Annotated in this window: 22 protein-coding genes, 1 tRNA gene and 1 pseudogene; 11 read left to right on the top strand and 13 right to left on the bottom strand. The window is 63.4% G+C overall.

Annotated elements, in window-relative coordinates:
• On the top strand, positions 1-923 hold a 923-nt coding region (locus FNJ47_RS29075), incomplete at its 5' end, for a glycosyltransferase family 87 protein (protein ID WP_163159365.1).
• Here the strand turns inward: FNJ47_RS29075 and FNJ47_RS29080 are convergent.
• The 6 genes from FNJ47_RS29080 to FNJ47_RS29105 all read right to left on the bottom strand — a co-directional run bounded on the left by FNJ47_RS29080 (position 904) and on the right by FNJ47_RS29105 (position 6,691).
• Entirely contained in the window at positions 904-1,650 is a 747-nt protein-coding gene (locus tag FNJ47_RS29080) for an SDR family oxidoreductase (RefSeq protein ID WP_163159366.1), read from the bottom strand. The genes FNJ47_RS29075 and FNJ47_RS29080 overlap by 20 nt on opposite strands.
• Positions 1,650-3,005 (bottom strand): FAD-binding oxidoreductase, encoded by a 1,356-nt coding sequence (locus FNJ47_RS29085; RefSeq protein WP_236000152.1) that lies wholly within the window; start codon positions 3,003-3,005, stop codon positions 1,650-1,652. Before FNJ47_RS29085 ends, FNJ47_RS29080 begins: the two co-directional genes overlap by 1 nt.
• A gap of 32 nt (positions 3,006-3,037) precedes the next feature.
• Positions 3,038-4,456, bottom strand: coding sequence for a UbiA family prenyltransferase (locus FNJ47_RS29090; protein ID WP_163159368.1), 1,419 nt, complete (start codon positions 4,454-4,456; stop codon positions 3,038-3,040).
• Positions 4,457-4,609: 153 nt separating this feature from the next.
• Positions 4,610-4,686 (bottom strand) — tRNA-Arg (locus FNJ47_RS29095).
• 118 nt (positions 4,687-4,804) lie between these two features.
• Complete coding sequence (locus FNJ47_RS29100) at positions 4,805-5,785, bottom strand: alpha/beta hydrolase (RefSeq protein ID WP_163159369.1); 981 nt, start codon at positions 5,783-5,785, stop codon at positions 4,805-4,807.
• A 36-nt stretch (positions 5,786-5,821) separates the two neighbouring features.
• Positions 5,822-6,691, bottom strand: a complete 870-nt coding sequence (locus FNJ47_RS29105) for an MBL fold metallo-hydrolase (protein ID WP_163159370.1) — start codon at positions 6,689-6,691, stop codon at positions 5,822-5,824.
• 96 nt (positions 6,692-6,787) lie between these two features.
• Here FNJ47_RS29105 and FNJ47_RS29110 point away from each other — a divergent pair, with 96 nt between their 5' ends.
• Positions 6,788-7,714: a LysR family transcriptional regulator gene (locus FNJ47_RS29110; protein WP_236000153.1), complete on the top strand. Its 927-nt coding sequence runs from the start codon at positions 6,788-6,790 to the stop codon at positions 7,712-7,714.
• 24 nt (positions 7,715-7,738) lie between these two features.
• Here FNJ47_RS29110 and FNJ47_RS29115 read toward each other — a convergent pair.
• Positions 7,739-8,566 (bottom strand): annotated as a pseudogene (locus FNJ47_RS29115) (NAD(P)/FAD-dependent oxidoreductase); the annotation flags it as partial.
• 142 nt (positions 8,567-8,708) lie between these two features.
• Here FNJ47_RS29115 and FNJ47_RS29120 point away from each other — a divergent pair.
• The gene (locus FNJ47_RS29120) at positions 8,709-10,100 is read left to right on the top strand and encodes a hypothetical protein (protein ID WP_163159372.1); all 1,392 of its coding nucleotides are present in this window, start codon (positions 8,709-8,711) and stop codon (positions 10,098-10,100) included.
• Positions 10,101-10,350: 250 nt separating this feature from the next.
• Here the strand turns inward: FNJ47_RS29120 and FNJ47_RS29125 are convergent, their stop codons facing one another.
• A complete protein-coding gene (locus FNJ47_RS29125) occupies positions 10,351-11,856 on the bottom strand; it encodes a flavin-containing monooxygenase (RefSeq protein ID WP_163159374.1) in 1,506 nt (501 codons plus the stop codon).
• Positions 11,857-11,939: 83 nt separating this feature from the next.
• On the opposite strand from FNJ47_RS29125, the gene FNJ47_RS29130 reads away from it, so the two are divergent.
• The 3 genes from FNJ47_RS29130 to FNJ47_RS29140 all read left to right on the top strand — a co-directional run bounded on the left by FNJ47_RS29130 (position 11,940) and on the right by FNJ47_RS29140 (position 14,741).
• On the top strand, positions 11,940-12,590 hold the full coding sequence (locus tag FNJ47_RS29130) for a TetR/AcrR family transcriptional regulator (protein ID WP_163159376.1): 651 nt from the start codon (positions 11,940-11,942) through the stop codon (positions 12,588-12,590).
• A 192-nt stretch (positions 12,591-12,782) separates the two neighbouring features.
• On the top strand, positions 12,783-13,880 hold the full coding sequence (locus FNJ47_RS29135) for a helix-turn-helix transcriptional regulator (protein WP_163159378.1): 1,098 nt from the start codon (positions 12,783-12,785) through the stop codon (positions 13,878-13,880).
• 216 nt (positions 13,881-14,096) lie between these two features.
• On the top strand, positions 14,097-14,741 hold the full coding sequence (locus FNJ47_RS29140; RefSeq protein WP_163159400.1) for a hypothetical protein: 645 nt from the start codon (positions 14,097-14,099) through the stop codon (positions 14,739-14,741).
• Here the strand turns inward: FNJ47_RS29140 and FNJ47_RS29145 are convergent.
• From FNJ47_RS29145 to FNJ47_RS29155, 3 genes are read right to left on the bottom strand one after another with little or no spacing between them, the layout of a single operon-like run.
• A complete protein-coding gene (locus tag FNJ47_RS29145; RefSeq protein ID WP_163159380.1) occupies positions 14,731-15,153 on the bottom strand; it encodes a CAP domain-containing protein in 423 nt (140 codons plus the stop codon). The two genes, FNJ47_RS29140 and FNJ47_RS29145, sit on opposite strands and share 11 nt — an antisense overlap.
• A gap of 22 nt (positions 15,154-15,175) precedes the next feature.
• Complete coding sequence (locus FNJ47_RS29150) at positions 15,176-15,382, bottom strand: hypothetical protein (RefSeq protein WP_163159382.1); 207 nt, start codon at positions 15,380-15,382, stop codon at positions 15,176-15,178.
• 4 nt (positions 15,383-15,386) lie between these two features.
• Positions 15,387-16,403 carry a 2-dehydropantoate 2-reductase gene (locus FNJ47_RS29155; RefSeq protein WP_163159384.1) on the bottom strand — a complete coding sequence of 339 codons (1,017 nt, stop codon included), beginning with the start codon at positions 16,401-16,403 and terminating at the stop codon, positions 15,387-15,389.
• A 151-nt stretch (positions 16,404-16,554) separates the two neighbouring features.
• Between FNJ47_RS29155 and FNJ47_RS29160 the strand changes: the two genes are divergently transcribed.
• Together FNJ47_RS29160 and FNJ47_RS29165 are read left to right on the top strand one after the other, a co-directional pair.
• Positions 16,555-17,166, top strand: a complete 612-nt coding sequence (locus FNJ47_RS29160; protein WP_163159386.1) for a YidB family protein — start codon at positions 16,555-16,557, stop codon at positions 17,164-17,166.
• A gap of 36 nt (positions 17,167-17,202) precedes the next feature.
• A complete protein-coding gene (locus FNJ47_RS29165) occupies positions 17,203-17,481 on the top strand; it encodes a GlsB/YeaQ/YmgE family stress response membrane protein (RefSeq protein ID WP_163159388.1) in 279 nt (92 codons plus the stop codon).
• Positions 17,482-17,563: 82 nt separating this feature from the next.
• Here the strand turns inward: FNJ47_RS29165 and FNJ47_RS29170 are convergent, their stop codons facing one another.
• Positions 17,564-18,346 (bottom strand): SDR family NAD(P)-dependent oxidoreductase, encoded by a 783-nt coding sequence (locus tag FNJ47_RS29170; protein ID WP_163159390.1) that lies wholly within the window; start codon positions 18,344-18,346, stop codon positions 17,564-17,566.
• Positions 18,347-18,430: 84 nt separating this feature from the next.
• On the bottom strand, positions 18,431-19,192 hold the full coding sequence (locus FNJ47_RS29175) for an N-acyl homoserine lactonase family protein (RefSeq protein WP_163159392.1): 762 nt from the start codon (positions 19,190-19,192) through the stop codon (positions 18,431-18,433).
• Positions 19,193-19,387: 195 nt separating this feature from the next.
• On the opposite strand from FNJ47_RS29175, the gene FNJ47_RS29180 reads away from it, so the two are divergent.
• From FNJ47_RS29180 to FNJ47_RS29190, 3 genes are read left to right on the top strand one after another with little or no spacing between them, the layout of a single operon-like run.
• Positions 19,388-21,016, top strand: coding sequence for an AMP-binding protein (locus FNJ47_RS29180; RefSeq protein WP_236000154.1), 1,629 nt, complete (start codon positions 19,388-19,390; stop codon positions 21,014-21,016).
• Between the two features lie 15 nt (positions 21,017-21,031).
• On the top strand, positions 21,032-22,246 hold the full coding sequence (locus FNJ47_RS29185; protein ID WP_163159394.1) for an ABC transporter substrate-binding protein: 1,215 nt from the start codon (positions 21,032-21,034) through the stop codon (positions 22,244-22,246).
• Positions 22,247-22,304: 58 nt separating this feature from the next.
• A complete protein-coding gene (locus FNJ47_RS29190; protein ID WP_163159396.1) occupies positions 22,305-23,438 on the top strand; it encodes an NADH:flavin oxidoreductase/NADH oxidase in 1,134 nt (377 codons plus the stop codon).
• Positions 23,439-23,574: the final 136 nt, after the last annotated feature.

Consider the following 23,574-nt stretch of genomic DNA (forward strand, 5'->3'; position numbering starts at 1 on the left):
TCGGAATTGCCTATCTCATGTTCGCGGCCACGACACTTGCACTCTACCTCGCAGTGCTGCGCCGCATCGCCGGAAGCCAGTTCGTGCTGGTGCTCATCATCTTTTTTCCGACGATCGGAATCACACTGGCGTGCGGGCAGAACGGCTTGCTCACGGCGGCGCTGATCGGGATGACCTGCCTGTTCTTTGAAGATCGGCCGTTGCTTGCCGGGGCCGCCCTCGGGCTGATGATCATCAAGCCACATCTCGCTGTCGCGTTCGCGGCCTACGCCGTTCTGCGGCGTTCCTGGATCGTCGTGATAACGGCTGCCGCCATCGTGCTGATCAGTTCGGCGATCTGTACGGCGACGTTCGGCGTAGAGATCTGGAGCGCATTCCTGCAGAGCGTGCGCGATTCGTCTGCCTTCCTCGAGCAAGGCAATTATCCGATGCATCGCATGATATCTATCTATGCCGCGTTGCGAACCTTGGGCTTGCCCGCGTTGGCCTCGCTTGTCGGCCAGGGCGTCGTTGCGGCTCTGGCGCTCGCCGTGGTCGTGATTGCGGTCTACCGGAGAATGCCAGCCCGCGAGAGCCTTGGCCTTGTCGCGGTCGTATCGGTCTGCATCAGCCCTTACGCCTACGACTATGACTTTCTCATTTTCAGTATCGGCCTGGCGCTGCTGCTGCCGGCGCTTCTGGCCAGCGCGCGTGCGTGGGAACGAGGGATCATCTACGCCTTGCCGATCCCGATCGGCGCTGTCGGCTACTTGCAGGCGATGCAGATGGCGACCTCTGTCGATGGCAAACAGGCGCTCGCGGCGCTCTCGATCGGCGGCTTCGCAACCATTCCGCTGGTCGCACTCATTGTCGGAATTGTGCTGTTGCGCAGCTCGAGAACGGAAGCGATCGCCGAAGCCGGCGTCAGATGCGCATCCGCTTGAAGACGGGCTCCGGCAACGCACAGATGATCGTCATCACCAGCCAGAACCGCCGGGCTACATAGATCACGTCACGCGGCTTCATCACATCGGCCCCGAAGATATCCTCCGCAACCCGATCCGGCTGGACCGTCAGCGGCGCCGGCAGCTTCATATGCGCAGTCATCTTCGTGCGCACGAACCCGGGCTTGACGGTGACGACGCGAACCTTGCCGGCCAGCGCCAGGCGGTTGCGCAGGCCGGACAGGAATTGCGAGAAGCCGGCCTTGGCCGCGCCGTAGTAATAGTTCGACGCGCGCCCGCGATCGCCGGCAACCGAGCTGACCCCGACGATGGTGCCAGAACCGCGCGCCTCGAACGCTTGCGCGAACAGTTCGAGCAACAGGCTGGGCGCCTCGAAATTCGTGCGCATGATTGTCGTCGCAAGCTCAGGATCGGTCTGGGCACGGAGCTGGTCGCCGAGTTCCCCGACAACGCACACAACGGTGTCCGGGAGCGCGGAGAGGCCGGCGACAAAGCCGGCAAGCTGCCCGGTCTGCAACACGTCCAGCGCTTGGACCGTTGCTTCGACGCCGCTTCGGGTCCTGATATCATCTGCGTTGCGCTGCGCTGCCTCGAGATCGCGGGCGGCCAGCGTCACGCGCCATCCCTCCCTTGCATAGCGCAGCGCGGTCGCGTGCCCGATGTCCGAGCTGCCGCCAATCACCAGAATTGATTTTGTGCCGGTCATCAGATTCCAAGCCGTGCTGAAAGATGGGACGCAAGGCGGGTGTTCGCCCCGGTCTGCTGACGGATGTCCCGCAAGGCCGCGAGACCGGGATATCCGGATTCGAATGTCGCGCGGGACTGCCTTGCGTCCTTGGCGAGGTAGAGCCGGCCGCCGGCATCGACCACCAGTGCGTCGAGCTGGTCGAGAAACGCGAACAGCGTCTCGGTGACGGGAAAATCCATCGTCAATGTGTAGCCGCGAAGCGGAAATGACATCAGTCCGCTCGCGTCGCCAAGCAGCTTGAGCACCGCAAGAAACGACGCATCGCCGCGCCGGGATACCCGATCCAGAATGTGGGCGAGCACGCGGCGCGCGCGGCCCTGCGGGATCACGCATTGATACTGCACGAAACCGCGACGGCCGTAGATCCTGTTCCAATCGGCGATCGCATCGAGCGGAAAGAAATATGGATCCCAATGGACGAGCCGCACTTTGCCCTGATGCGCGGCACCGCGGCGAAAGTAGAGCTCGTTGAACGCCCGCATCGAGGCGCGGTTGAGCAGCCATCCCGGAAACAGCTCCGGCACCGACAGACGCGACGTGCGAACGCTGGGGAAAGGCGCGAGGTCGGGTCCGAGCATATCCTTGTCGCGGCGGGTGGCGTGCTCGGCCAGATAGACCAGCGACCGCCCAAGCGCCGCGCCGCGCGCGAGGCAATCGATCCAGGCCACCGAATAGGTTGTCGATGCACTGCTTTCCAGTTGATCGATCGCCGCGTCGAGATTGCCGGCAACGCGGGTGTCCTGCCGCAGCCAGGCCGTCTCGATTGGGAGCAGTTGCAACGTCGCCTCGAGGATCATGCCGGTCAGGCCCATGCCCCCCAGCGTCGCCGCGAACAGCGCGGCATTTTCCGACCGAGAGCAGGTGAGGATCTCGCCGCCCGGCAGCGCGAGGCGGAACGAAACGACGATATTGCCGAAGCCGCCGTCGCGATGGTGGTTCTTGCCGTGAACGTCGGCCGCAATCGCGCCTCCGACCGTCACGAATTTCGTGCCGGGCACGACCTTCAGGAAGAAGCCGCGCGGCTCGAACGCGGCAAGAATGTCGGCAATGGTCACGCCGGCTTCGACGGTCAATTGGGCGGTCGCGGCATCGAAGCTCCGCATCCGGTTCAGGCCGCGCGACGAAATCGTCGATTGCGTCCCGATCGCGGCATCGCCATAGGCGCGCCCTGCCCCGCGCGCGACGACGCCGGACCGCGCAAGCAGATGGTCCCGTGCGCCTGCCGGCGTCTGCGGAGCCAGCAATTCGGTCGACACTCTGGGATAGTTGCCCCAGCCGGAGAGGCCGCTCGCGCCCGCTCCGGAGTTCGACATCACGCTTCCTGGCAACGCAGCCGACGGCATCGTTAGATTGCGGCGAGCATGATGAGGCCGATCGCGCCAAGGGCAAACCAGCTGACGCGATCCCTCAGCGCGAAGATGACCGGATCGTCATCGATCAATCCGCGTTGTGCGAACAGCATCACGCGACTGATCCAGTACATCAATATCGGACAGCCGACCCAGAGCAGTCGCGGGTGGCTGTAAAGCGCGCGAACCGTATCGGACGAGATGTAGAGCGTGAAGATCACGACGGCGTTGAAGCCCGACGCGGCTGCGAGGACCGCGATCATCGCCTTGTCTTCGATCTGGTAGCCGCGCGCCGCCAGCACGGCACCGTCCGGTTGGCTCGCAAGCTCGATATAGCGCTTCACCAGCGCCAGCGACATGAAGATGAACAGCGAGAACGCGAGCAGCCATTCCGACATCGGCACGCTGATCGCGACCGCACCACCGATTACGCGGACGGTGTAAAGCGTGGCGAGCACGACGACGTCGACCGTCGCGATGCGCTTGAGCCAGAGCGAATAGGAAGTCGTCAGCACCAAATAGCCGAGCAGGACGTCGCCAAACGCGAGCGATATCGACAATGCGATCGCAAATGCGCTGACCAGCGCCATGGCCATCGCGCCGACCGCTTGTGACGCCGCGATGGCGCCGCTTGCGATCGGACGATTGCGCTTGGCCGGATGCGCGCGGTCGGCCTTGACGTCGAGAATGTCGTTCAGGATGTAGGCGCCCGATGCGCAAAGCGAGAATGCGATCACGGCAAACAGTGAGGTCGCCGCCGATCCGAGTGCGAATTTGTGCGCGGTCAGGAGCGGCACCAGCACGAGGCCGTTCTTGGCATATTGATGCACCCTGAACAGCTTCAGCCAGCTGCCCATGCCGGCCCGCGCAGGCGTGGCAGGCTCGGATCGAGCGGGGCGCGCGACATGCGATGCGAAGCCGGGCAACGCAACCGTTGCGCTGCCGACATAGTCAAAGCCCTGACCGAGCGCGGGCGGAAGCTCCTCGTCCCGCGCGGCCGGCGATTGGCCGTCCGGTGCGGCAGCCCAGGCGGTGAAGACACCGAGATGCCGGGCAACCGCGCTGACGAACGGCTCGGGGTAGGTCTCTGAACAGAGATAAACCGAACGGCCTTCGCCCAACGCCTGCAACAGGAACGTCACGGCGTCGTGGTCGAATTGCGCGCGCGAGGAATCGAAACCCGACGCATCGACAGCCCGCGCTGATCGCGCTTCCGATCGAAAGGCCGCGGCAATCGCCGCAATGAAAGCGTGAACGCTGTGGCTCAGGGCTGATGCGATATCCGCCGCGAACGCGCTTCCCGGGAGCATGACTTCGTCGACATCGACGACGAGCGGCCGGCCCTTTGCGCGCAGCGGATCGCGAAGGGCATCGCTGCCCCCCTGCTCGACCCGTTCTGGAACGCTGGCTCGCATACGCGCGGTCTTCCGGTGGCCCCCTCCCCATTCTCCCGGGCTTTCCCTAATTTGGTGTGAACTTGGGGGAAGCAGACGCCCGGCAGATCGCGCCGGAGGGCGTTCCGCAAAAGTCTCGCCCGCGACGCGGATTGAGCGCGACGAGACGGAAAATGGCGATCCCGGGAAGACTCGAACTTCCGACCTACGGTTTAGGAAACCGTCGCTCTATCCGGCTGAGCTACGGGACCGCACCGCCCGCAAGCCGAAGCAGGCAGGCGCCGCCATCCCATAGCAGAGGCGGAGCCCCATCGGAAGCCTTGGAAGCGCGCGTCTGGCGCGGTTTCTGTATCGAAAGAGCTGACTTCGCTATCGTGACAGTCGATCCGGCGGGCTTTGCTCGAGGAACTGGTCGACCGCGCCAAACACCTGCCAGCGGTTCTTCTCCAGGAACAAGGAATGGGTGGCTTCGCCGATCTCGACCCAGCGCCGGTAGGGCGCGGCGGTCAATTGGCCGAACACTGCACGCGACATCTCAAGCGGACAGTCACGATCCCACTCGCCGTGGACGATCAGGACCGGCACGGTGAGGCGGGCCGGATCGTAGAGCGGCTTGCCCGCGGCCCAGAACTCCCGGCTGTCGATCACCGTGCCGTTCGGCGCCATCAACTGCGACGGACCTGGTCCGGCCTGACCACACGCAAACGTCGCGTCGGCCCAGGCGTCGAACCAGTGATCGGGCAGCAGCGCCGGCCTCCTGTCCTCGGGCACGCCGTTCAGCCAACGGCTCTTTGCGGCGGACCGATCGACGATGCGGAAAGCCCCGAGCGAGCCGCCGGCGTCAGCCAGACTCGGCGTGTCGCGCAGCCACTGCGGCGCGATCAGGACAAGTTTGGCGACGGTATCAGGCTTCTCATTGGTGTAACGTGACATCAACGTCGTACCCCATGACCACCCGATCAGATTGATCCTCGTCAGATTGCGACGCGCGCGGACAAAGGCGACCACGCTGCCGATGTCGCGAACGGCCACCGGCGTCCGCACGATCGGCGCGTTGTCGCTCGCGGGCAGCGCCATTTCCGGCGGACGCGTCGAATTGCCATAACCCCTGACGTCGACGAGATAGACGTCGTGCCCTCGCTGGGCGAGGTGATCCATCCAGGACGTGCCATCAAGTCTCAGGTCGAACGAGGTCGAGGCGGGATAAGTCGAGCCCGCCACAAACAGGATCGTGTTGGCGGACGTAAACTGCGCCAGATCGGCGCGGCGCTTGTTGCGCACGAACAGGCTGATGCCGGCGGTATCGCTCGGCACCATCATCTCTTCGGTCACGATATCAGCCAAACTCATGTTGCGGTCGTCCTTGTCTTGCTGGTTTCGCGGGCCTCAGACAAAGCGCCAGCCGAACCGGTCGCCGCGACGCGTGACGCGGCCAGCCGACGATGCGGCAAAATGCGCCGTGAACACCGTGGCGCCAGTGTCCGCCGCCTCCTCCAGAAGCCAGCGGCGCGATGCGCGCGCATGCACGGGATCTTCGCAGAAGGCGCTGTTCCAGTCCGGCCGAAATACCTGCAACGGCTGATGCATGATATCGCCGCTAAACAATCCGGACTCGCCGGCATCGGCAAGCCTGATTGCGACGTGACCGACACTGTGGCCCGGCGTCGGATGAAAGGTGAGGCCATCGCCCACCTCGCCTTCGCCATCGACGATCTCGGCCTGCCCGCTCGCGACCACCGGCAGCACGCTATCCTCATAGACACCGGCGTTGAACCCTTCGCGGCCCGCCGGACCGCGCCAATGATCGTATTCGGCTTTCGAAAACACGTATCGTGCATTGGGGAAGGTCGGCACCCATCGGCCGTCCAACAGCCGTGTATTCCAGCCGCAATGATCGACGTGGAGATGTGTGCACATGACATAGTCGACGGCCTCGGGCGAGACGCCGGCCTCGGCAAGTCGCTGCAGGAACGGCAAATCCAATTGATGGAAACGCGGCAAGCCGGGCCGGTTCTTGTGATTGCCGGCGCAGGAATCAATCAGGATGGTGTGGCGCCGGGTTCGCAGCACCCAGGTATGCACGCTTGCAATGAAGCGCTGCACTGTCACGTCGAAACAGTCCGGAATCATTAATGCCCTGTGCTCGTCGAGCACGCGCGAGTCCCAATCCGGAAACAGGACGCTCGGCGCGAATCCGGCACCGCACTGTTCGGTCACCCGCTTGACCGTCACTTCACCGATCGCATGGCAGCTCATGGCCTGCATTCCCCTCACCACCGCTCGCGCAGACGAGCGCCGAACCCTGTTGCCTCAATGCACGCCGGCATGGGATAATTGAAATCGATAGATTGGATGGTAGGCATAACAATGATGGATATGAACGCCCACACGCTGCCGCTGCTGGTCTCGCTCAGCGTGATGCTCGACGAGCGCAACGTGACCCGCGCGGCGGCGCGACTTGGCGTCAGTCAGCCCGCGCTCTCCGCCCAACTGGCGCGGCTACGCGACGTCTTCGGCGATCAGCTGCTGACGACGGCAGCATCGGGCAAGGGCATGGTGCTGACACCCTGCGCCGCCAAGCTGCGGGAGCCGCTCCGCGACGCCCTGCGGCGGCTTGACGACGTGGTGCGCACGCCGCCAGTGTTCGAGCCGAAGACTTCGGAGCGGACCTTCTCGATCGGCGCCAACGACAATGCCAGCGCCATGCTGGGCGGCCGACTGCTGCAGCGGATGCGCCGCAGTGGCGCCGCGACAACCCGGCTGGCGTTTCGTGCCGTCGACCCGGCAGGGCTGGCGGGCCAGCTCGAAACCGGCGAAATCGACGTCGCACTGGTCTCGAAGAACGCGCTGCCGAAAGGGATGCCGCACCAGCCGCTTCTGGAAGAGCGCTTCATGATGGCGCAACGAAAGGCGCATCCGCGCGGCGTGCGCCGGCCGTCGCTGAAGCAATACGTATCGCTCGAACACGTCATCGTCTCCGGAGACGGCGGCGGCTTTCGCGGCTTCGTCGACGACATCCTCGCGGCCAGAGGCATGGCGCGGCGCGTCGGCGTCTCCGTGCAATATTACAGTGTCGTGCCGGTGATCCTGCAATCGACCGACTTCGTCTGCACGTTGCCTGCGCGATTCCTCGCTCGCTATTCCAATGCGCTCACAGCGACCGCGTTGCCTTTCGACGCCGGGCACTTCTCGCTTTACGCGACTTGGCACGCACGCTTCGACAACGATCCCGGCCATATCTGGCTTCGGAATCTCCTTGCAAGCTGTGCGCAGGATTAGTGCGCGACGTCAGTGGTCCGCTTCCTACGCCACCTGCCGGGCCGGATTCGAGGCCGAATCCGCCGCGCCCGCCCGACGCGGCGGCAGAAACTCGATGGCCTCATCCTTCAGCGAGCCGAACCGCAGCGTCATGATGTCGAGTGCATAGTTCTGGTAGAGGCGCCACGGCCGGCGCGAGCCCTGCTTGGGGAACCTGGCGGCGGCGCGCTGGATATAGCCCGAGGAGAAATCCACCCAGGGCAGTTCGGATACGGTCGGATCGTTCCGCCGCGGCGTCACCTGCGCGTAGCCATTCGCCTTCATGTGATTGAGCATGCGGCAGACATATTCGCAGGTCAGGTCGCATTTCAGCGTCCAGGATGCGTTGGTGTAGCCGAAGGCGGCGGCGAGGTTCGGTACGCCCGAATACATCAGCCCCTTGTAGTTCATGGTCTTCGACAGATCGACAGCCGCGCCGTCGACCTTGATCTCGAGCCCGCCGAGCACCTGGAGATCGAGGCCGGTCGCGGTCACCACGACGTCGGCGTCGAGCACATTGCCCGACTTGAGCTTGATGCCACCGGGCGTGAAGGTCTCGATCTGGTCGGTGACGACGGACGAGCCGCCGCTGCGCAACGATTGAAAGAGATCGCCGTTCGGCACCAGGCAAAGCCGCTGGTCCCACGGATTGTAACTTGGCGTGAAATGCGTGGCGATGTCGTAATCGGGGCCGAGCGCGTGGCGCACGCCGCCGAGGATCAGCTTCTTCACGCGCTCCGGATCGCGCTTGCAGAGCCGGTAGAAATACATGCCGAGCAGCACGTTCTTCCAGCGGCTGAGGCCGTAGGCGAGCTTTGCAGGCAGCCGCGCACGCGCCGCGTGGAATATCCCTGGAATTGGGGCGGGGAGCCGAGAGCTTCACCACGCCATCCTAAAGTAGCACAACAGCACACTTACCTATTAATAATTGCGCAACTATTGGTAGTATTTTAAGATTAATTTAAGGGAGGTTAGGATGTCTCTATTTCAGACTGACGACATTGCCTGGTCCAAATGGACAAGTCAGTTCGAAGCCCGCATGCCAAATACCGCACCGAATATCTTTCAGGTGAACACGGTAATGGCTCCCCTAAACTGCCGGACAAAATGGCCTACGCTGAACCTATACCGCCGCATGTTGGTTGGCGATCGCCTTCCGACGTTCACGCGCGCCAACTCTGGAGCAAACGTCACGACGGGAATGACCCTATCCAGCAACTACGAACAATATTTGCTTCAGCTAAATGTCGAGATGAGGAAGAAGGCTCCGGGCATAGACGAGGCTGATGCGCAGCGCAAACTTACGAAATACACTCATGCCCTCGATCGCCTCCGGGCATTCGAGCAAACAGCCAGGAAAAGCTGGCAGCTATCTCTGGCTCGATATCCCAACAAGTCCCGCACCCAATGGGAAACCGAAACTCAATACCGAGATAGGCGCGGTCCCCTTGTCGATGATGTGACAAATTTCTACGCTGATTACCTGGCTGTTGTCGCCGCATATCCTCCGCTCTATGAGCTGGGGAAAGCCTTGCGGGCACTCCAGGACCCACGATATTCGATCAAGCTGCCTATGAATGAGGATGAGGCGATTTTTGGGGATCAACACCCAAATGGTGGCGATGAAACTTGGACCGAGTTCTTGACAACCTATCTCGATTTTGACGTAGCAACGTTCGTACAAAACGATGCTCCTGAAACTATTCAGATTACCGAATACTCGTCGCGCTCTACGACGTACGAGAACCGCTGGTCCGGCTCAGTCAGTGGCGGCGGAGTATTTTGGAGCTTTGGAGCATCAGCTGACGGAGGCACAATCGATAAGCACTTCCGTGAGGATGCCTCTAGGTTTGCCATTACCTATAAGAAATTGGTAACTGCCACCGTTACGCGAAAGCCGTGGTATATAGAGAAGTTTGTTCGAACGTACTGCAAGCTGGTCGACAAGGACGAGTATTGGACTCAGACCGGCCAATTATCTCTTATTCCGCAGATGGTGCTGATCGCTCGAGGACCAACAATCGAGATCGACGTGTCTGCAAGATCGTACTCCGAATTCCAGAACTGGTACAATGCGCACGCGAGCGGCGGATTTTCGATCGGTCCTGTGAGTATCGGTGGTGGCGGAAGCTCGTCTGTTCACTATACGGACATTCAAAATCAATCCGCTGGGACAACGGTGCGCATCCAAGATAACTCTAACCAATTTTACGTGATTGCTGTTTCTTCGCTAAGAACGCTTGATTTGGTTGAATCAGCCCGGCTTCAAATGCTGTCGGAAATTCCTGACATCGACGCGGATATCGCCAATGCCGATAGGGCTTGGGGACAAATGAACCCCAACCTTCACGCGCAGGGCAAAGTTTAGCCGTAGCGACAAAGATGAGAGCCTGATATGCGACACCCTAGCCCTTTGGCGGGTGTCGCAGCAGGTTCGCGCGTCCATGGCTCAATCGAGCCGCAAAATGCTGCTGAATACGGACCCATATCGGGCGACCCAACAATTCTCGTAAGCCACTGCTTAGGTGGAGAAGTCTTACTACTGCTAGTTCTCGCTTTCTTCGACGAGCTGATTGTCTCCCCAAACGCGTTAGTGCGCGACGTCGGCGGTCCGCTTCCTACGCCACCTGCCGGGCCGGATTCGAGGCCGAATCCGCCGCGCCCGCCCGACGCGGCGGCAGAAACTCGATGGCCTCATCCTTCAGCGAGCCGAAGCGCAGCGTCATGATGTCGAGTGCATAGTTCTGGTAGAGGCGCCACGGCCGGCGCGAGCCCTGCTTGGGGAACCTGGCGGCGGCGCGCTGGATATAGCCCGAGGAGAAATCCACCCAGGGCAGTTCGGATACGGTCGGATCGTTCCGCCGCGGCGTCACCTGCGCGTAGCCGTTCGCCTTCATGTGATTGAGCATGCGGCAGACATATTCGCAGGTCAGGTCGCATTTCAGCGTCCAGGATGCGTTGGTGTAACCGAAGGCGGCGGCGAGGTTCGGTACGCCCGAATACATCAGCCCCTTGTAGTTCATGGTCTTCGACAGATCGACGGCCGCGCCGTCAACCTTGATCTCGAGCCCGCCGAGCACCTGCAGATCAAGGCCGGTCGCAGTCACCACGACGTCGGCATCGAGCACATTGCCCGACTTGAGCTTGATGCCACCGGGCGTGAAGGTCTCGATCTGGTCGGTGACGACGGACGAGCCGCCGCTGCGCAGCGATTGAAAGAGATCGCCGTTCGGCACCAGGCAAAGCCGCTGGTCCCACGGATTGTAACTTGGCGTGAAATGCGTGGCGATGTCGTAATCGGGGCCGAGCGCGTGGCGCACGCCGCCGAGGATCAGCTTCTTCACGCGCTCCGGATCGCGCTTGCAGAGCCGGTAGAAATACATGCCGAGCAGCACGTTCTTCCAGCGGCTGAGGCCGTAGGCGAGCTTTGCAGGCAGCCGCGCACGCAGCCAGTTGGCGACCTTGTCCTCATCCGGCCGCGCCACGACATAGGTCGGCGAACGCTGCAGCATCGTGACATGGGCGGCGGTCTTGGCCATTTCCGGCACCAGCGTCACCGCGGTCGCGCCGCTGCCGATCACCACGACCTTCTTGCCGGCGTAGTCGATGTCGTCGGTCCACTGCTGTGGATGGACGACGCGGCCGGCGAAATCGGCGATGCCGGGGAAATCGGGCGTGTAGCCGTGCTCATATTTGTAGTAGCCGCTGCACATGAACAGGAAGTTGCAGGTCAAGCGCTCGATCGCCTTCTCCGGTCCGCGCTCGACCTCGACCGTCCATTGTGAATCCGCCGATGACCAGTCGGCGCGGACGACGCGATGGTTGAAGCGGATGTTCTTGTCGATGCCATAGACGCGCGCGGTCTCCCGCACATAGTTCAGGATCGAGGGACCGTCGGCGATCGCCTTCGGCTCGGTCCACGGCCGGAACGAATAGCCGAGCGTGTACATGTCGGAATCGGAGCGGATGCCGGGATAGCGGAACAGGTCCCAGGTGCCGCCGATGCAATCGCGGCCTTCAAGGATGGCGTAGCTGCGATCCGGAGAGTTGGCCTGCAAATGGTAGCCGGCGCCGATGCCCGACAGCCCCGCGCCCACGATCAACACGTCGAAATGAGCGGACATGCCCTGACCCTCCGGTGACAGTATTGACAATCTGTATTGTCAGATAACTTGACATCTGACAATGCCTCGTGTCAATAGAATTCATGGCAAGCAGCCGGAAAGCCCGCCTCTATGGCGGCATGGACGCCGAGGAACGCCGCGCCGAGCGGCGGCTCAAGCTGATCGACGCGGCGATCGAGGTCTATGGCGAGGTCGGCTATCGCGGCGCGACCGTGAAGGCGATCTGCGAGGCGGCCGAACTGACCGAGCGCTATTTCTACGAATCCTTTGCCAACAGCGAGGCGCTGCTGATCGCGGCCTACAACCATGTCGTCGGGCACCTGCACGAGGAGCTGGCGGCTGCCGCCGCTGCCGGCGGCGACGATCCTGAGGCAAGGCTGCGCGCCGCGCTGACGCTGTATTTCACGCGGCTGAAGGAGCATCCAAAGCCCGCGCGGGTCTTCCTGCTCGAGATTTCCGGCATCAGTCCGGCGGTCGACGCGGTCAAGCTCGACGCTTTGCGCGTCTTCAGCGACATCCTGGTACCACCGGCACGCGATCCGAAAGGCAGCGACAAGGGCGCGGCCGCCACACTGCTCTCGATCGGCATGGTCGGCGCCGTCATCTCGATCGCTCTGCGCTGGGTGTCCAAGCACTATCCGCAGCCGGTCGAGGACGTGGTCGCGATCGCCGCCAGCTTCTGCCGCGTGGCGCTGACCGAGGCCGACCGCCGCCGGGATTTGCGCTTGCTGTAGCGGCCGGACAGGGGTCCGATCCGCCGATTTTCGATCATGTTTCGCCAGGGCCTCCGGGTCGGGCCCCTAGCCTGTAGTCGATTTAACTTGCATACCGAGCGCCTTGGGCTTTCTTATGCCCGGTACCGGGCGCAAACAGGTCCAGCTTGTTTCGTCCTGCGAAAGAATGAAAATCCGGGCGGAGCTGAGCCTTTGGTCGACCTGCACAGGCTTGACGATGTGACCGCGCGCCTCGGCGACGTGGTTCTCGATCCGGCGACCTGGCCGTCCTTCATGGACGAGGTTTGCGCCGCTGTGGGCGCGACCGGGGCTGCGATGCTTCAGAGCGATATCCGGACCGAAGACATTCCGCGCACGGAATCGATCACCGACTATTTCACCAAGACCTACTTTCCCAATAACCTTCATCTCTCCGACATCCGCGCGGCACGCGGCGTGCCGCTGATCCTGGCCGGCAACAATGTCATCACCGACGCGGATCTGTTCGAGTGCGAGGCGGACATGCTGCGCGATCCGCTCTACGCCTCGCTCGGCGAGTTCGGACTGAAATGGTTTGCCGCCGTCGGCTTTCGCTCGGGCCCGGCGTTGTGGGGACTGACCATCCAGCGCACGCCGAAGGAAGGCATGTTCGACGCCGACGAGGTCAAGGCACTCTCGCGCGTGTCGGCGCGACTGACCGAAGCCGCGACACTGTCCGCCGCCGTCGGCCGCTCCGCGCTATCGGGCATCACCAGCGCGCTCGATCTGATCCAGGTCGCCGCGATCGCCGTCGGCCGCTTCGGCATCATCATCGGCATGAACGGCCAGGCTGAAGCCTGCCTTGGCCATGACCTTGCGATCCGCAACAACCGCCTCACTCTGCTTGACCGGCAGGCCAATGCCGATCTGACCAGGCTGATTGATCTGATGGCCCACAGCTCCGACCTGCACCCGCTCCCGACATCGCCGATCGTGGTGCGCAGGATCGACAAGCGTCCGATCGTGATCCAGATGCAACCGGTACCTCCGGCCGCACGTTCGCCGTTCCTCGGCGCGCGCGCGATCCTGCTGATCCGCGATCTCGAAGGCAGCGCCGCGTTCGATCAGGCGCTGCTGGCGGCGACGTTCGAGCTGACGCCGGCGCAGGCGCGCCTCGCCACGCGACTCGCGCGCGGCGATTCGATCGAGGCGGCCGCACAGGAAGCCGGCATTGCCCTTGCCACCGCGCGCAATCAGCTCAAGACGATCTTCCAGAAGACCGGCACGCATCGGCAGGCGGAACTCGTCGCATTGCTGCACCGAGTGAAATGAACCATTCGAGGCGAATTGTTCCAAGTTCCGGCGCGCCGTTACGGCCAGAATTCTCGAAACATTGCAATCATATACAGCTATTATCTGATCAAGCCAAACGGCCGATCTGCGGCTTAAATGATGAGGGAAATCGTCCGGTTCCGGGGTGACAAGCGTCACCAAAATGGCGACAATCTGCTCACTCTGTGTCGTTCGGGTTTGCTTGCAATGTCCGTGATGCCATCACGATCATCGACGTTGGCTGTTGCCGTTTTCGTCGCCGCCTGTGCGCTGGCGCCGATCAGCGCGCACGCGCAATGGTGGCGCAGCGCGCCGAAGGACTTCGAGGATTGCGCCGACCTCGCCGAGAAGGCGAAGACCAGGGAAGACAGGACCGCGCAGCTCGCCGATTGCAACGCCAAGTTCGCCGGACGCCGCAAGCCCGGCGGCGGTTACACCTATTACGACTTCATGCAGGACCGCAGCTTCGACATCGCCGGTCCCAATCCGACGCCGGACGAGCAGAAGAAGATCGACCAGGAATATACCGGCTACCTCGAGAAGCAGCGCCGCTCCAGCATCGTCGCAGCTTTCAACGCCAAGCAGCAGGAACGCCAGCAAGAGCGGTCGCCGCAGATCGAGCAGGCATCGCTGCACAGCGAGCCCCCGAAAGTCCCCGTCCCGGCCGCACGGCCGGTCAAGCCACGGGTTGCGACCACTCCTCTTCCCAGGGTGCGGCCGCAGGCGGGGAACTGCGTGAAGGGTACGTTCTCCTGCGAATGGCCGCGGCTTTCCGAAGGATTGGACGGCCTGAAGAAACTGTTCACACCGGTATCGCCGCCGCCGACCAAGGTTGCGAAGCGAACCGACGTCAGTCGGTAATCACCATCGCCCAGAACCTGCGGTACGGCGATTTCGGATTGTCGACGTAGGCGACGCCGACGCGCCTGGCGCCCGGCATCAGCAAATTCTCGCGATGGCCCGGCGAATTCTCCCACTGCTTCAGCATCTCGGCGAAGGCGATGAACCCTGCGCCGATATTTTCGGCCGCGCGCTGCTTCTTCAGCGGCGCGATGCGGGTGAAGAAACTGCCGCCCGCGGAATGGCTGACCGATCCGGTCGCCGACATCGCCTGGGCCTGCTTCAGCGCCATCGCATTCAGCTTCGCGTCGAGCGTCACCGCGGGCATGCGATTGGCGCGCCGGTAAGCACTGATCGAACCGGCATAATCGGCGGCGCTTGCCGTCGTGGTGATACCGAGCACGAGGGTAAGCGCGAGGACGAGCAGCTTCATCTCAGATATTCTCTTTCATGCATCAGCGCGCGTGACCGCGCTTGTGGTGGCGATGCGCAACCGGCTTGCGCGCAGGCACGGCCGATCGGCTCGATGCCGCGGCCGCTGCGCGCTGCTCCTGCAAGCGCGCATCGTAGCCCGGCGATGGTGTGACGGTCGGCGGTGCGGCGCGAACCTGGCCGGAGCCAAGCGCAGCAAGCGTGAGCAACATGATGCAAGATCGTTTCATGATGTCACTTCCCTGGTCGCTCATCGCGAATTTGCTCCGGCGTCAGCCCCGGCGATCCCTTGCCGTCGGCCTCCGCCTTCCGGATCAGCGCGATGACACGGCGTGACAACGAAGCCTGAAGGCCGCGGCGATCCGCAATCGCAACAATCACTCCTTGCAGATAGTCGATCTCGGTACGACGGCCGCGCTGCAGATCTTCCCACATCGAGGAGCGCGCTTCGGGATCGATCTTCATGGTGCGGCCGAGCAGCATGTCGAACAGCGCGTCCGGCAACCTCAACAATGTCGGCATCCAGCTCGAAGGCAGCGGGGTCGGCGACACCGGCGCAATGCCTTCGGCGCGCACCGCAGCCAGGCCCTCGGCCATCTGGTCGGCAAACAATTGCCGCCAGCCGCGCTGTGCGAGTTGTTGCCGCAGCGGAATGTTGGACAGCGCGTTGAGCGCATTGTTGAGATTGACGACCAACTTGCCCCACTGCACGCCCTCGATATTGGAGGTAGCCTTGACCGCAAGGCCCGGCACCGAGAGCCGCGCCGCGGTGCCGGCGTCATCCTGCGCGATCACGATGTCGCCCGAGGTCGAGCGATGGAAGCGGCCGTCGCCGAGCGCGACCACATTGAACGGCACCATGCCGCCGAGCACCTTGCGGTCCGGCAGGCGGTCGCGCAGCAACGACACATTGCCGACGCCATTCTGCAGGCTCACCACCGCGGCGTCAGTGGGTGTGTGGCGCGCGATCAATTCGGCCATCTCGCCGGTGTCGGCACTCTTCACCGTCACCAGCACGGTCTGCACATCGCGCAGGATCGACGGATCGTCGGACAGAATGAGCCGGTCCGCGGATACCATCCGCTCCGAACCGTCGAAACTGCTGAGCCGCAAGCCGTTGCCCGTGATCTCCTGGATCAACCGCGGCCGCGCCAGCAGCACGACACGGCGACCGGACGCAGCGAGCATGCCGCCGACGAAGCAGCCGATGCTTCCGGCGCCCGCAATCCCGATCGGCCGATCGTCATTCATCTCGCTAAACGCCTGTTCATCAATCGCTCGTTAGCAGACCTGGGGTTGCCTGCCTATTCGATGCGCCGCAGCCCGGGCGGCCCCGCCTTGTAACCGTCATGGGCCGAAGCTATGTTTCTGGCTCGGGGCACGGTTGCTGCAGGAGACGATCATGGGTTTACTCGACGTACTCAACGGCATGCAGAACGGGCCCCGCGGTCCGAGCGCGCCGAGCACTTCATCCGACAGCTCGAGCGGCGGCGGAATGTCGCCGATGACGATGGCCATCCTGGCGCTGCTGGCCTGGAAGGCGGTCAAGCATTTCGGCGGCAGCCAGCCGGGCGCGAGCGCCCCTGAGCCGAAGCCCGCACAGGCGCCGCCGCTTCCCGGCAACGTCACCGCGAGCGTGCCCGGCGGCGCGCCCCTGCCCGGCGGCGGCGGCCTCGGCGATCTGCTCAAGGGCGGCCTCGGCGGACTTCTCGCCGGCGGCGCAGCCGGCACCGTGCTCAGCGGCGGCCTCGGCGATCTGCTCAATCAATTGCAGCAGAAGGGCCATGGCGACGCGGCCAATTCCTGGGTCAGCAACGGCCCCAACAAGCAGATTGCGCCCGGCGATCTCGCCAATGCGCTCGGCGCCGACCAGATCGACTCGCTGGCGTCGCAGACCGGCATGTCGCGCGACCAATTGCTGCAGGGCTTGAGCCAGTATCTGCCCGACGCGATCAATCATCTGACGCCGGACGGACGGCTGCCGAGCGGCGACGAGCTGAGCGGCAGGCTTTAGCGGCAGCATTGATTCCATCTGAGGAGGACGACAGTCATGGGCGGCATCATCTGGGTCATCATCGTCGGCTTTGTCGCGGGGATCATCGCGCGGCTCCTGTCGCCGGGACCGAACAATCCAAGCGGCTTCATTCTCACCACCGTGCTCGGCATCGCCGGAGCATTTCTCGCGACCTTCATCGGCCAGGCCATCGGCCATTACGGTCCCGAACAGGGCGCCGGCTTCATCACTGCCACGATCGGCGCGCTGGTGGTGCTATTCATCTGGAACCGGCTGGTCGCGGCACGCGTGATCCCGGATATTGGAAACAAATAGCACCAGCCGCAGCACGTCTCCAAAATCAAATGCCCGGGCCTGGCCCGGGCATTTTCGTTTCGGCAACAGCTCGGAAGCCAGCTCACTGAATGAGATGCATGCCCGCGTCCATCCGGACGAATTCGCCGGTCATGTTGCTCGACGCCGGGCTCGCCAGGAAGCAGACCAGATTGGCGATATCCTCGGCCGTCGAGGCGACCTTCAGCGGCACCCGCGCGACCACGGCATCACGCACCTGCTTCGCGCCGTCCGCACCGCGTCCCTTGGTGAACCAGGGCGTATCGATGTAACCCGGGCACACCGTGTTGACCCGGATCAAGGGTGCCAACGCACGCGCCAGCGACTGCGTCATGGTGTTGAGCGCACCCTTGCTCGCGGCATAGGCCACCGACGAGCCGCCGCCGGAAATGCCGGCGACCGAGGAGACGTTGACCACCGCCGAGGGACGGCCCGATGCCTTCGCGCCAGCTTCGAGCAAGGCGCGCGCGGCACGAACCATCTGGAACGGACCGATGGTGTTGACGGCGTAGATGCGCTGGAAATCTTCCGCAGTCAGGCCGTCGAGATCGTGATGCGGTACATGCTTGGTGGTGCCGGCATTGTTGACCAGCACGTCGAGGCGGCCCCAGCCTTGCGCGGCGGCCGCGATCTTCTTGCAGTCCTCATCGCGCGAGACGTCGCCCTGCACCACCAGCACCTCGGCGCCCTGCTTGCGGCAGGCTTCAGCAGTCGCTTCGGCTTCCGCCTTGCTGTTGGAATAGTTGATGATGAGGCGCGCGCCCTGCGTGGCGAGGATTTGCGCGGTGGCGGCGCCGAGTCCCGATGCCGATCCCGTCACGATCGCGCACAAACCATCCTTGGACATCTGCATTTTCCTTGTTGTTGTGAGCCAGATGATCTCCGGCGGCGGCATACCATATCGCGCGGCACAGCATCTGCAAACCGCGCCTCACGTATACGCGTTCGGCCCCTTTTGCAGGCTGGCCCACTGCGCCTCATCATGGCCGCAGATGATCTTGACGCCTGATGCCTCGAGCTTGGCGATCTCGTCGAGCGATCTCAGGAACTGATCGACATCCAAACTATTCCTGGGCGAGACCCGCTGATCGAGATTGGCGCGCACGCTGAGCGAGTCGGAGGCGAGCAGGAATTCGCCGCTCTGGTCCAGCTTGACCAGCGCGCCGGTCGTTCCCTTCGAATGTCCCGGCAGCGGGATCAGCGTCAGCTTGCCGTCGCCGAACACATCCATCTGCTTATCGAAGATTTCCATCTTCAGCGGATGATCCCAATCCGCCTTGATGTATCCGCGATCGAACGCGTTATCGGCATTCGCGGCCTCGACCTCGAGCGCATGGACGAAGATCGTCGCCTTCTTGAAGAAGGCATTGCAGCCGCAATGATCGGTGTGCAGGTGAGAGCAGATCACCACGTCGATATCGTCGGGGCCAAGGCCGACGGCCTTCAGGCTCGTCAGCACGTGATCGTCTGCCGGCATGATTGGTTGCATGTATTTGGCCAGCGTGCCGAGCCGTCCCTCAGGATCGGTGGCGACGTCGGGATGGCATCCGGTGTCGAACAGCACGTTGCCCTGCGTATGCCGCAGCAGCATGCACGACACCGGAAGGTCGATCATCTCGCCGCGCGCCGCATCCGGCAGGTAGGTCCGCTTCGACATCCGCAAACGTCCGCCCGACAACACGTGCATCTTCATCACATTCACTCCCTGCTTTTGCTCTAAAACTACATATGAGTTTTATGGAAACTCATAATAGATTTGACAGCACATTACTCGCCCTTATAGCTTCCGCGCAACGCCGCGATCGCGGCACCGCGCTCAACGAAGCAGCTCTCGCAGACCGGCGCCGTTGACGTCGACCTGCGGCCGTCAGGGGAAACATTCGCGACGATGTACACCGTGTTCAACGTGTTCGCTGCGACATCAGATGCGGCAGCGTTCAAGCCCTTTCTCTGCATTCCCGCGCGTCCCGACCGCGCATACTTTCCCGACGGCGCCGAACTGTCCTATGCCGACATTGCGCGGCAGGTCTGCGCATTGCGCGAACAATACCGCGCGTCCGGCTTCGGCCATGGACACCGCGCATGTCTGCTGCTGGAGAACCGGCCTGACTTCATCGCGCATTGGCTGGCGCTCAACGGCCTCGGCGTCTCGATCGTTCCGATCAATCCGGCCTATCGCGCAGCGGAAATCGAATATCTGATCGCGCATGCCGAGCCCGATCTGATCGTCACGCTGCACGAGCAGAAGGAATTGCAGAAGGCGCTCACCGGCGCGGTGCCCGTGCTCGAGGTGTCCGGCGACGATCTCGGCGCGAGCGTGGCGCAGATTCCACTTGCCCGGCGGCCAGCGCCACGCACGGACAATCCCGGAAGCGAGACCGAGGCTGCGCTGCTCTACACGTCGGGCACCACGGCGCGTCCGAAGGGATGCATCCTGACCAACGAATACGTGGTCTCGACCGGCCGCTGGTACGTCAGCCATGGCGGCGAGGCGACGTATCATATGGGAACGGAGCGCCTCTACAGCCCGCTGCCGTTGTTCCACATGGCCGGCCTGACGCTGACCCCGATCGCGATGATGCTGACCGGCGGCTGCCTGATCCTGCCGGAGCGCTTCAACGCGAAAATCGCCTGGCGCGACATCGTCTCCTGCCGCGCCAGCGTGCTGCACTATCTCGGCGTGATCGTCGCGGCGTTGCTCGCGCAGCCGGAGACGCCGGACGAGAAGGCCCATGCGCTGCGCTTCTCGATGGGCGTCGGTGCCAATCCCGAACAGCGCGCGCGAGCCCGCGAACGCTTCGGCATCCCCTTCGTCGAGGGCTGGGGCATGACCGAAACCGGTCGCAGCCCCTTCAACACGGTTGAGCCGCGCCACCTCGAGACCAACACGATCGGCCGCAGCGTCCCCGGGCTCGAAATGACGATCCTCGATGCCGACGGCAATGTGCTGCCGCCGGGCTCGGTCGGCGAACTCTGCGTGCGCCATTCGGAAGCGACGCCGCGGCGCGGCTTCTTCTCCGGCTATTTGAAAGACCCCGAGGCCACCGAACAGGCGTGGCGCGGCGGCTGGTTTCATACCGGCGACAGCGCCTGGCGGCACGCGGACGGCGCCTTCGTGTTCGTCGACCGGCTGAAACATTTGGTCCGGCGCGCCGGCGAGAACATTTCCGCAGCGGAGGTCGAGGCCGTGCTGACGGCATCCGACCTGGTCAAACAGGCTGCGGTCGTTGCCGCACGCGATCCGATCCGCGACGAGGAAGTTGCGGCCTTCATCGTGATCAACGACGGCACTGACGCCTCGCACGAGCTCGCACAAGACATCTTCCAGTTCTGCCGCGAACGCCTGGCGCCGTTCAAGCTGCCGGCGTGGATCGCCTTCGTTACCGATCTGCCGCTGACCTCGACCAACAAGATCCAGAAACACGTGCTGCTCGGCGCGGACAGCGACCCGCAGTCGCATCCGGGCATGATCGACCTGCGACAAGAAAAGACCAACGCCATAAGGCAATCGAGCTAGAGGAAACCAACAGCGATGAGATCGACAACCGGATGGATCGCCGCGAGCGCCGCAATCCTGTCGGCCGCCTTCGCGACGCCGTCCCACGCGCAAATCTCCGACGACATGGTCAAGATCGGCGTGCTGACCGATCAGGCCGGCCTCTATGCCGACGCCGCCGGCCCCGGCGCGGTCGAAGCGGTCCGGATGGCGATCGCGGATTTCGGCGGCAAGGTCCTGGGCAAGCCGATCGCGATGGTCGATGCCGACCATCAGAACAAGGCCGATATCGGCGCCGGCATCGCGCGGCGCTGGTACGAGCAGGAGAACGTCGATGTCATCGTCGATTTCGCCAATTCCGCGGTCGCCTTCGCGGTGCTGGAACTTACCAAGCAGAAGAACAAGGCGATGCTGGTGTCGTCGGCCGGCTCTTCCGATTTGACCGGAAAGGGCTGCTCGCTCAATTCGGTGCAGTGGACCTACAACACCTACGCGCTCGCCAACAGCACGGTGCGGGCGCTGGCCAAGGAAGGTGCGAAGAGCTGGTATTTCGTGACGGTCGACTATGCCTTCGGCCACGCCTTGCGCAATGACGCCGCCAAGACCGTGGAGAAGGTCGGCGGCACGATCGCGGGCGAGGTGCGGCATCCGCTCAACAGCATGGATTTCTCGTCCTATCTGCTGCAGGCCCAGAGCTCGAAGGCGGACGTGATCGCGTTCGCCAATACCGGCGGCGACCTCGCCAATTCAATCCGGCAGGCGCAGGAATTCGGGATGACGCACACACAAAAACTTGCAGCCTTCCTGATGCAGACCAGCGATATCCATGCGATCGGATTGCAGGCGGCCCAGGGGCTGCAGCTCGCAACCGCGTTCTATTGGGATCTCGACGACAAGACCCGCGACTTTGCCGCGCGCTTCATGGCCAGGACCAGGAAGCGGCCGACCATGGTGCAGGCCGGTCTCTACTCCGCAGTCATGAACTATCTCAAGGCGATCGAGAAGTCCGGCACCGACGACGGCCCCAAGGTGATCGCGCAGATGAAGGACATGCCGATCGACGACTTCTTTGCCCGCAATGCGTTCCTGCGCGAGGACGGCCAGCTGATCCACGACATGTATCTCGTGCAGGTGAAATCGCCGGCGGAATCCAAGGGCGCCTGGGATTACGAGAAGCTGGTTCAGGTCATCCCGGGCAAGGAAGCGTTCGCGACGTCAGAGGAGAGCGCCTGCCCGCTGCTCAACAAATGATTGCTCTCACGAATTCGCAAACCTCAAGCAAGAAACCTCAAGCAAGGCTGGACATCGCATGACCGAATTGCCGCTGCTGTTTACCCCGCTGCAACTGCGCGACCTCGAAATGAAGAACCGGATCATGGTCTCGCCGATGGCGACCTATTCGGCGCGCGAGGGGCGCGCCACCGATTGGCATACCGCGCATATCGGCAAGCTCGCCGCCGGCGGCGCGGGTCTCGTATTCGTCGAGCAGAGCTCGGTGAACACCCAGGGGCGCATCACCCATGGATGCCTCGGCATCTGGGACGATGCGCATATCGCAGACCACGCCGCTCTCGCCGCGCTGATCCACAGCTTCAACGCCAAGGCCGCGATCCAGATCGCCCATGGCGGCCGGAAGGGCTCGTCGCAGCGGCCGTGGGAAGGCGGCAATCCGCTTGGCGAGGCCGACATCAAGGCGCGCGGCGAAGGCCCGTGGCAGATCGCGGCCTCGAGCGGCATTCCTTTCGATGAGGGTTGGCCCGCGCCGCAGATGATGACGGCAGAGCAGATCGACGCGCTGGTGGACGATTATCGCCAGGCGTTTCGCCGCGCCAGGGCTGCCGGTTACGACGTCATCGAGCTGCACTGCGCGCACGGCTATCTGATGCACTCGTTCCTGTCGCCGCTGGCGAACAACCGCAACGACGAGTATGGCGGCTCGCGCGAGAACCGCATGCGCCTGCCGCTGCGGATCGCCGCGATCATGCGCGAGGAATGGCCCGACCATCTGCCGGCCTTCGTCCGCATCTCGTCGGTCGACGGCGTCGACATCGGCTGGTCGATCGAGGACTCCATCGCATTTGCGACCGAGCTGAAGGCGATCGGGATCGACATGGTCGACTGTTCGTCGGGCGGCATGAAGCTGCCGCGCGGCAACTCGCTGGTATCGCGCACCCCCGGCTTCCAGGTGCCCTTCGCCGAACGGATCCAGAAGGAAGCCGGCATGCCGACGGTCGCGGTCGGGCTGATCCGCGAACCGGATTACGCCGAAGCCATTTTGCGGGACGGCAAGGCGACGCTTATTGCGCTCGGCCGCGAACTGCTGTGGAATCCGAACTGGCCCGCGCAGACCGCGCTTGCGCTCGGATGCGATCCCGAGTGGACCAGCTGGCCCGAGCAATATGGCTGGTGGCTGAAGCGGCGGGTGGCGCAGCAAGGACGATAGCGATGCCGGTGGCGAAGAAGGATGCAGCGAAGGCCGACCCAGCCGCCGGCGGCGAGCTTGCCGATATGCGCGGTATGCCAATCGGTGGCGCGCCCCTCGCGCGCCGAATAGGTCGCCATCGGCGAGACCATGATCC

The organism is Bradyrhizobium uaiense (assembly GCF_010811875.1).
Taxonomy (GTDB): domain Bacteria; phylum Pseudomonadota; class Alphaproteobacteria; order Rhizobiales; family Xanthobacteraceae; genus Bradyrhizobium; species Bradyrhizobium uaiense.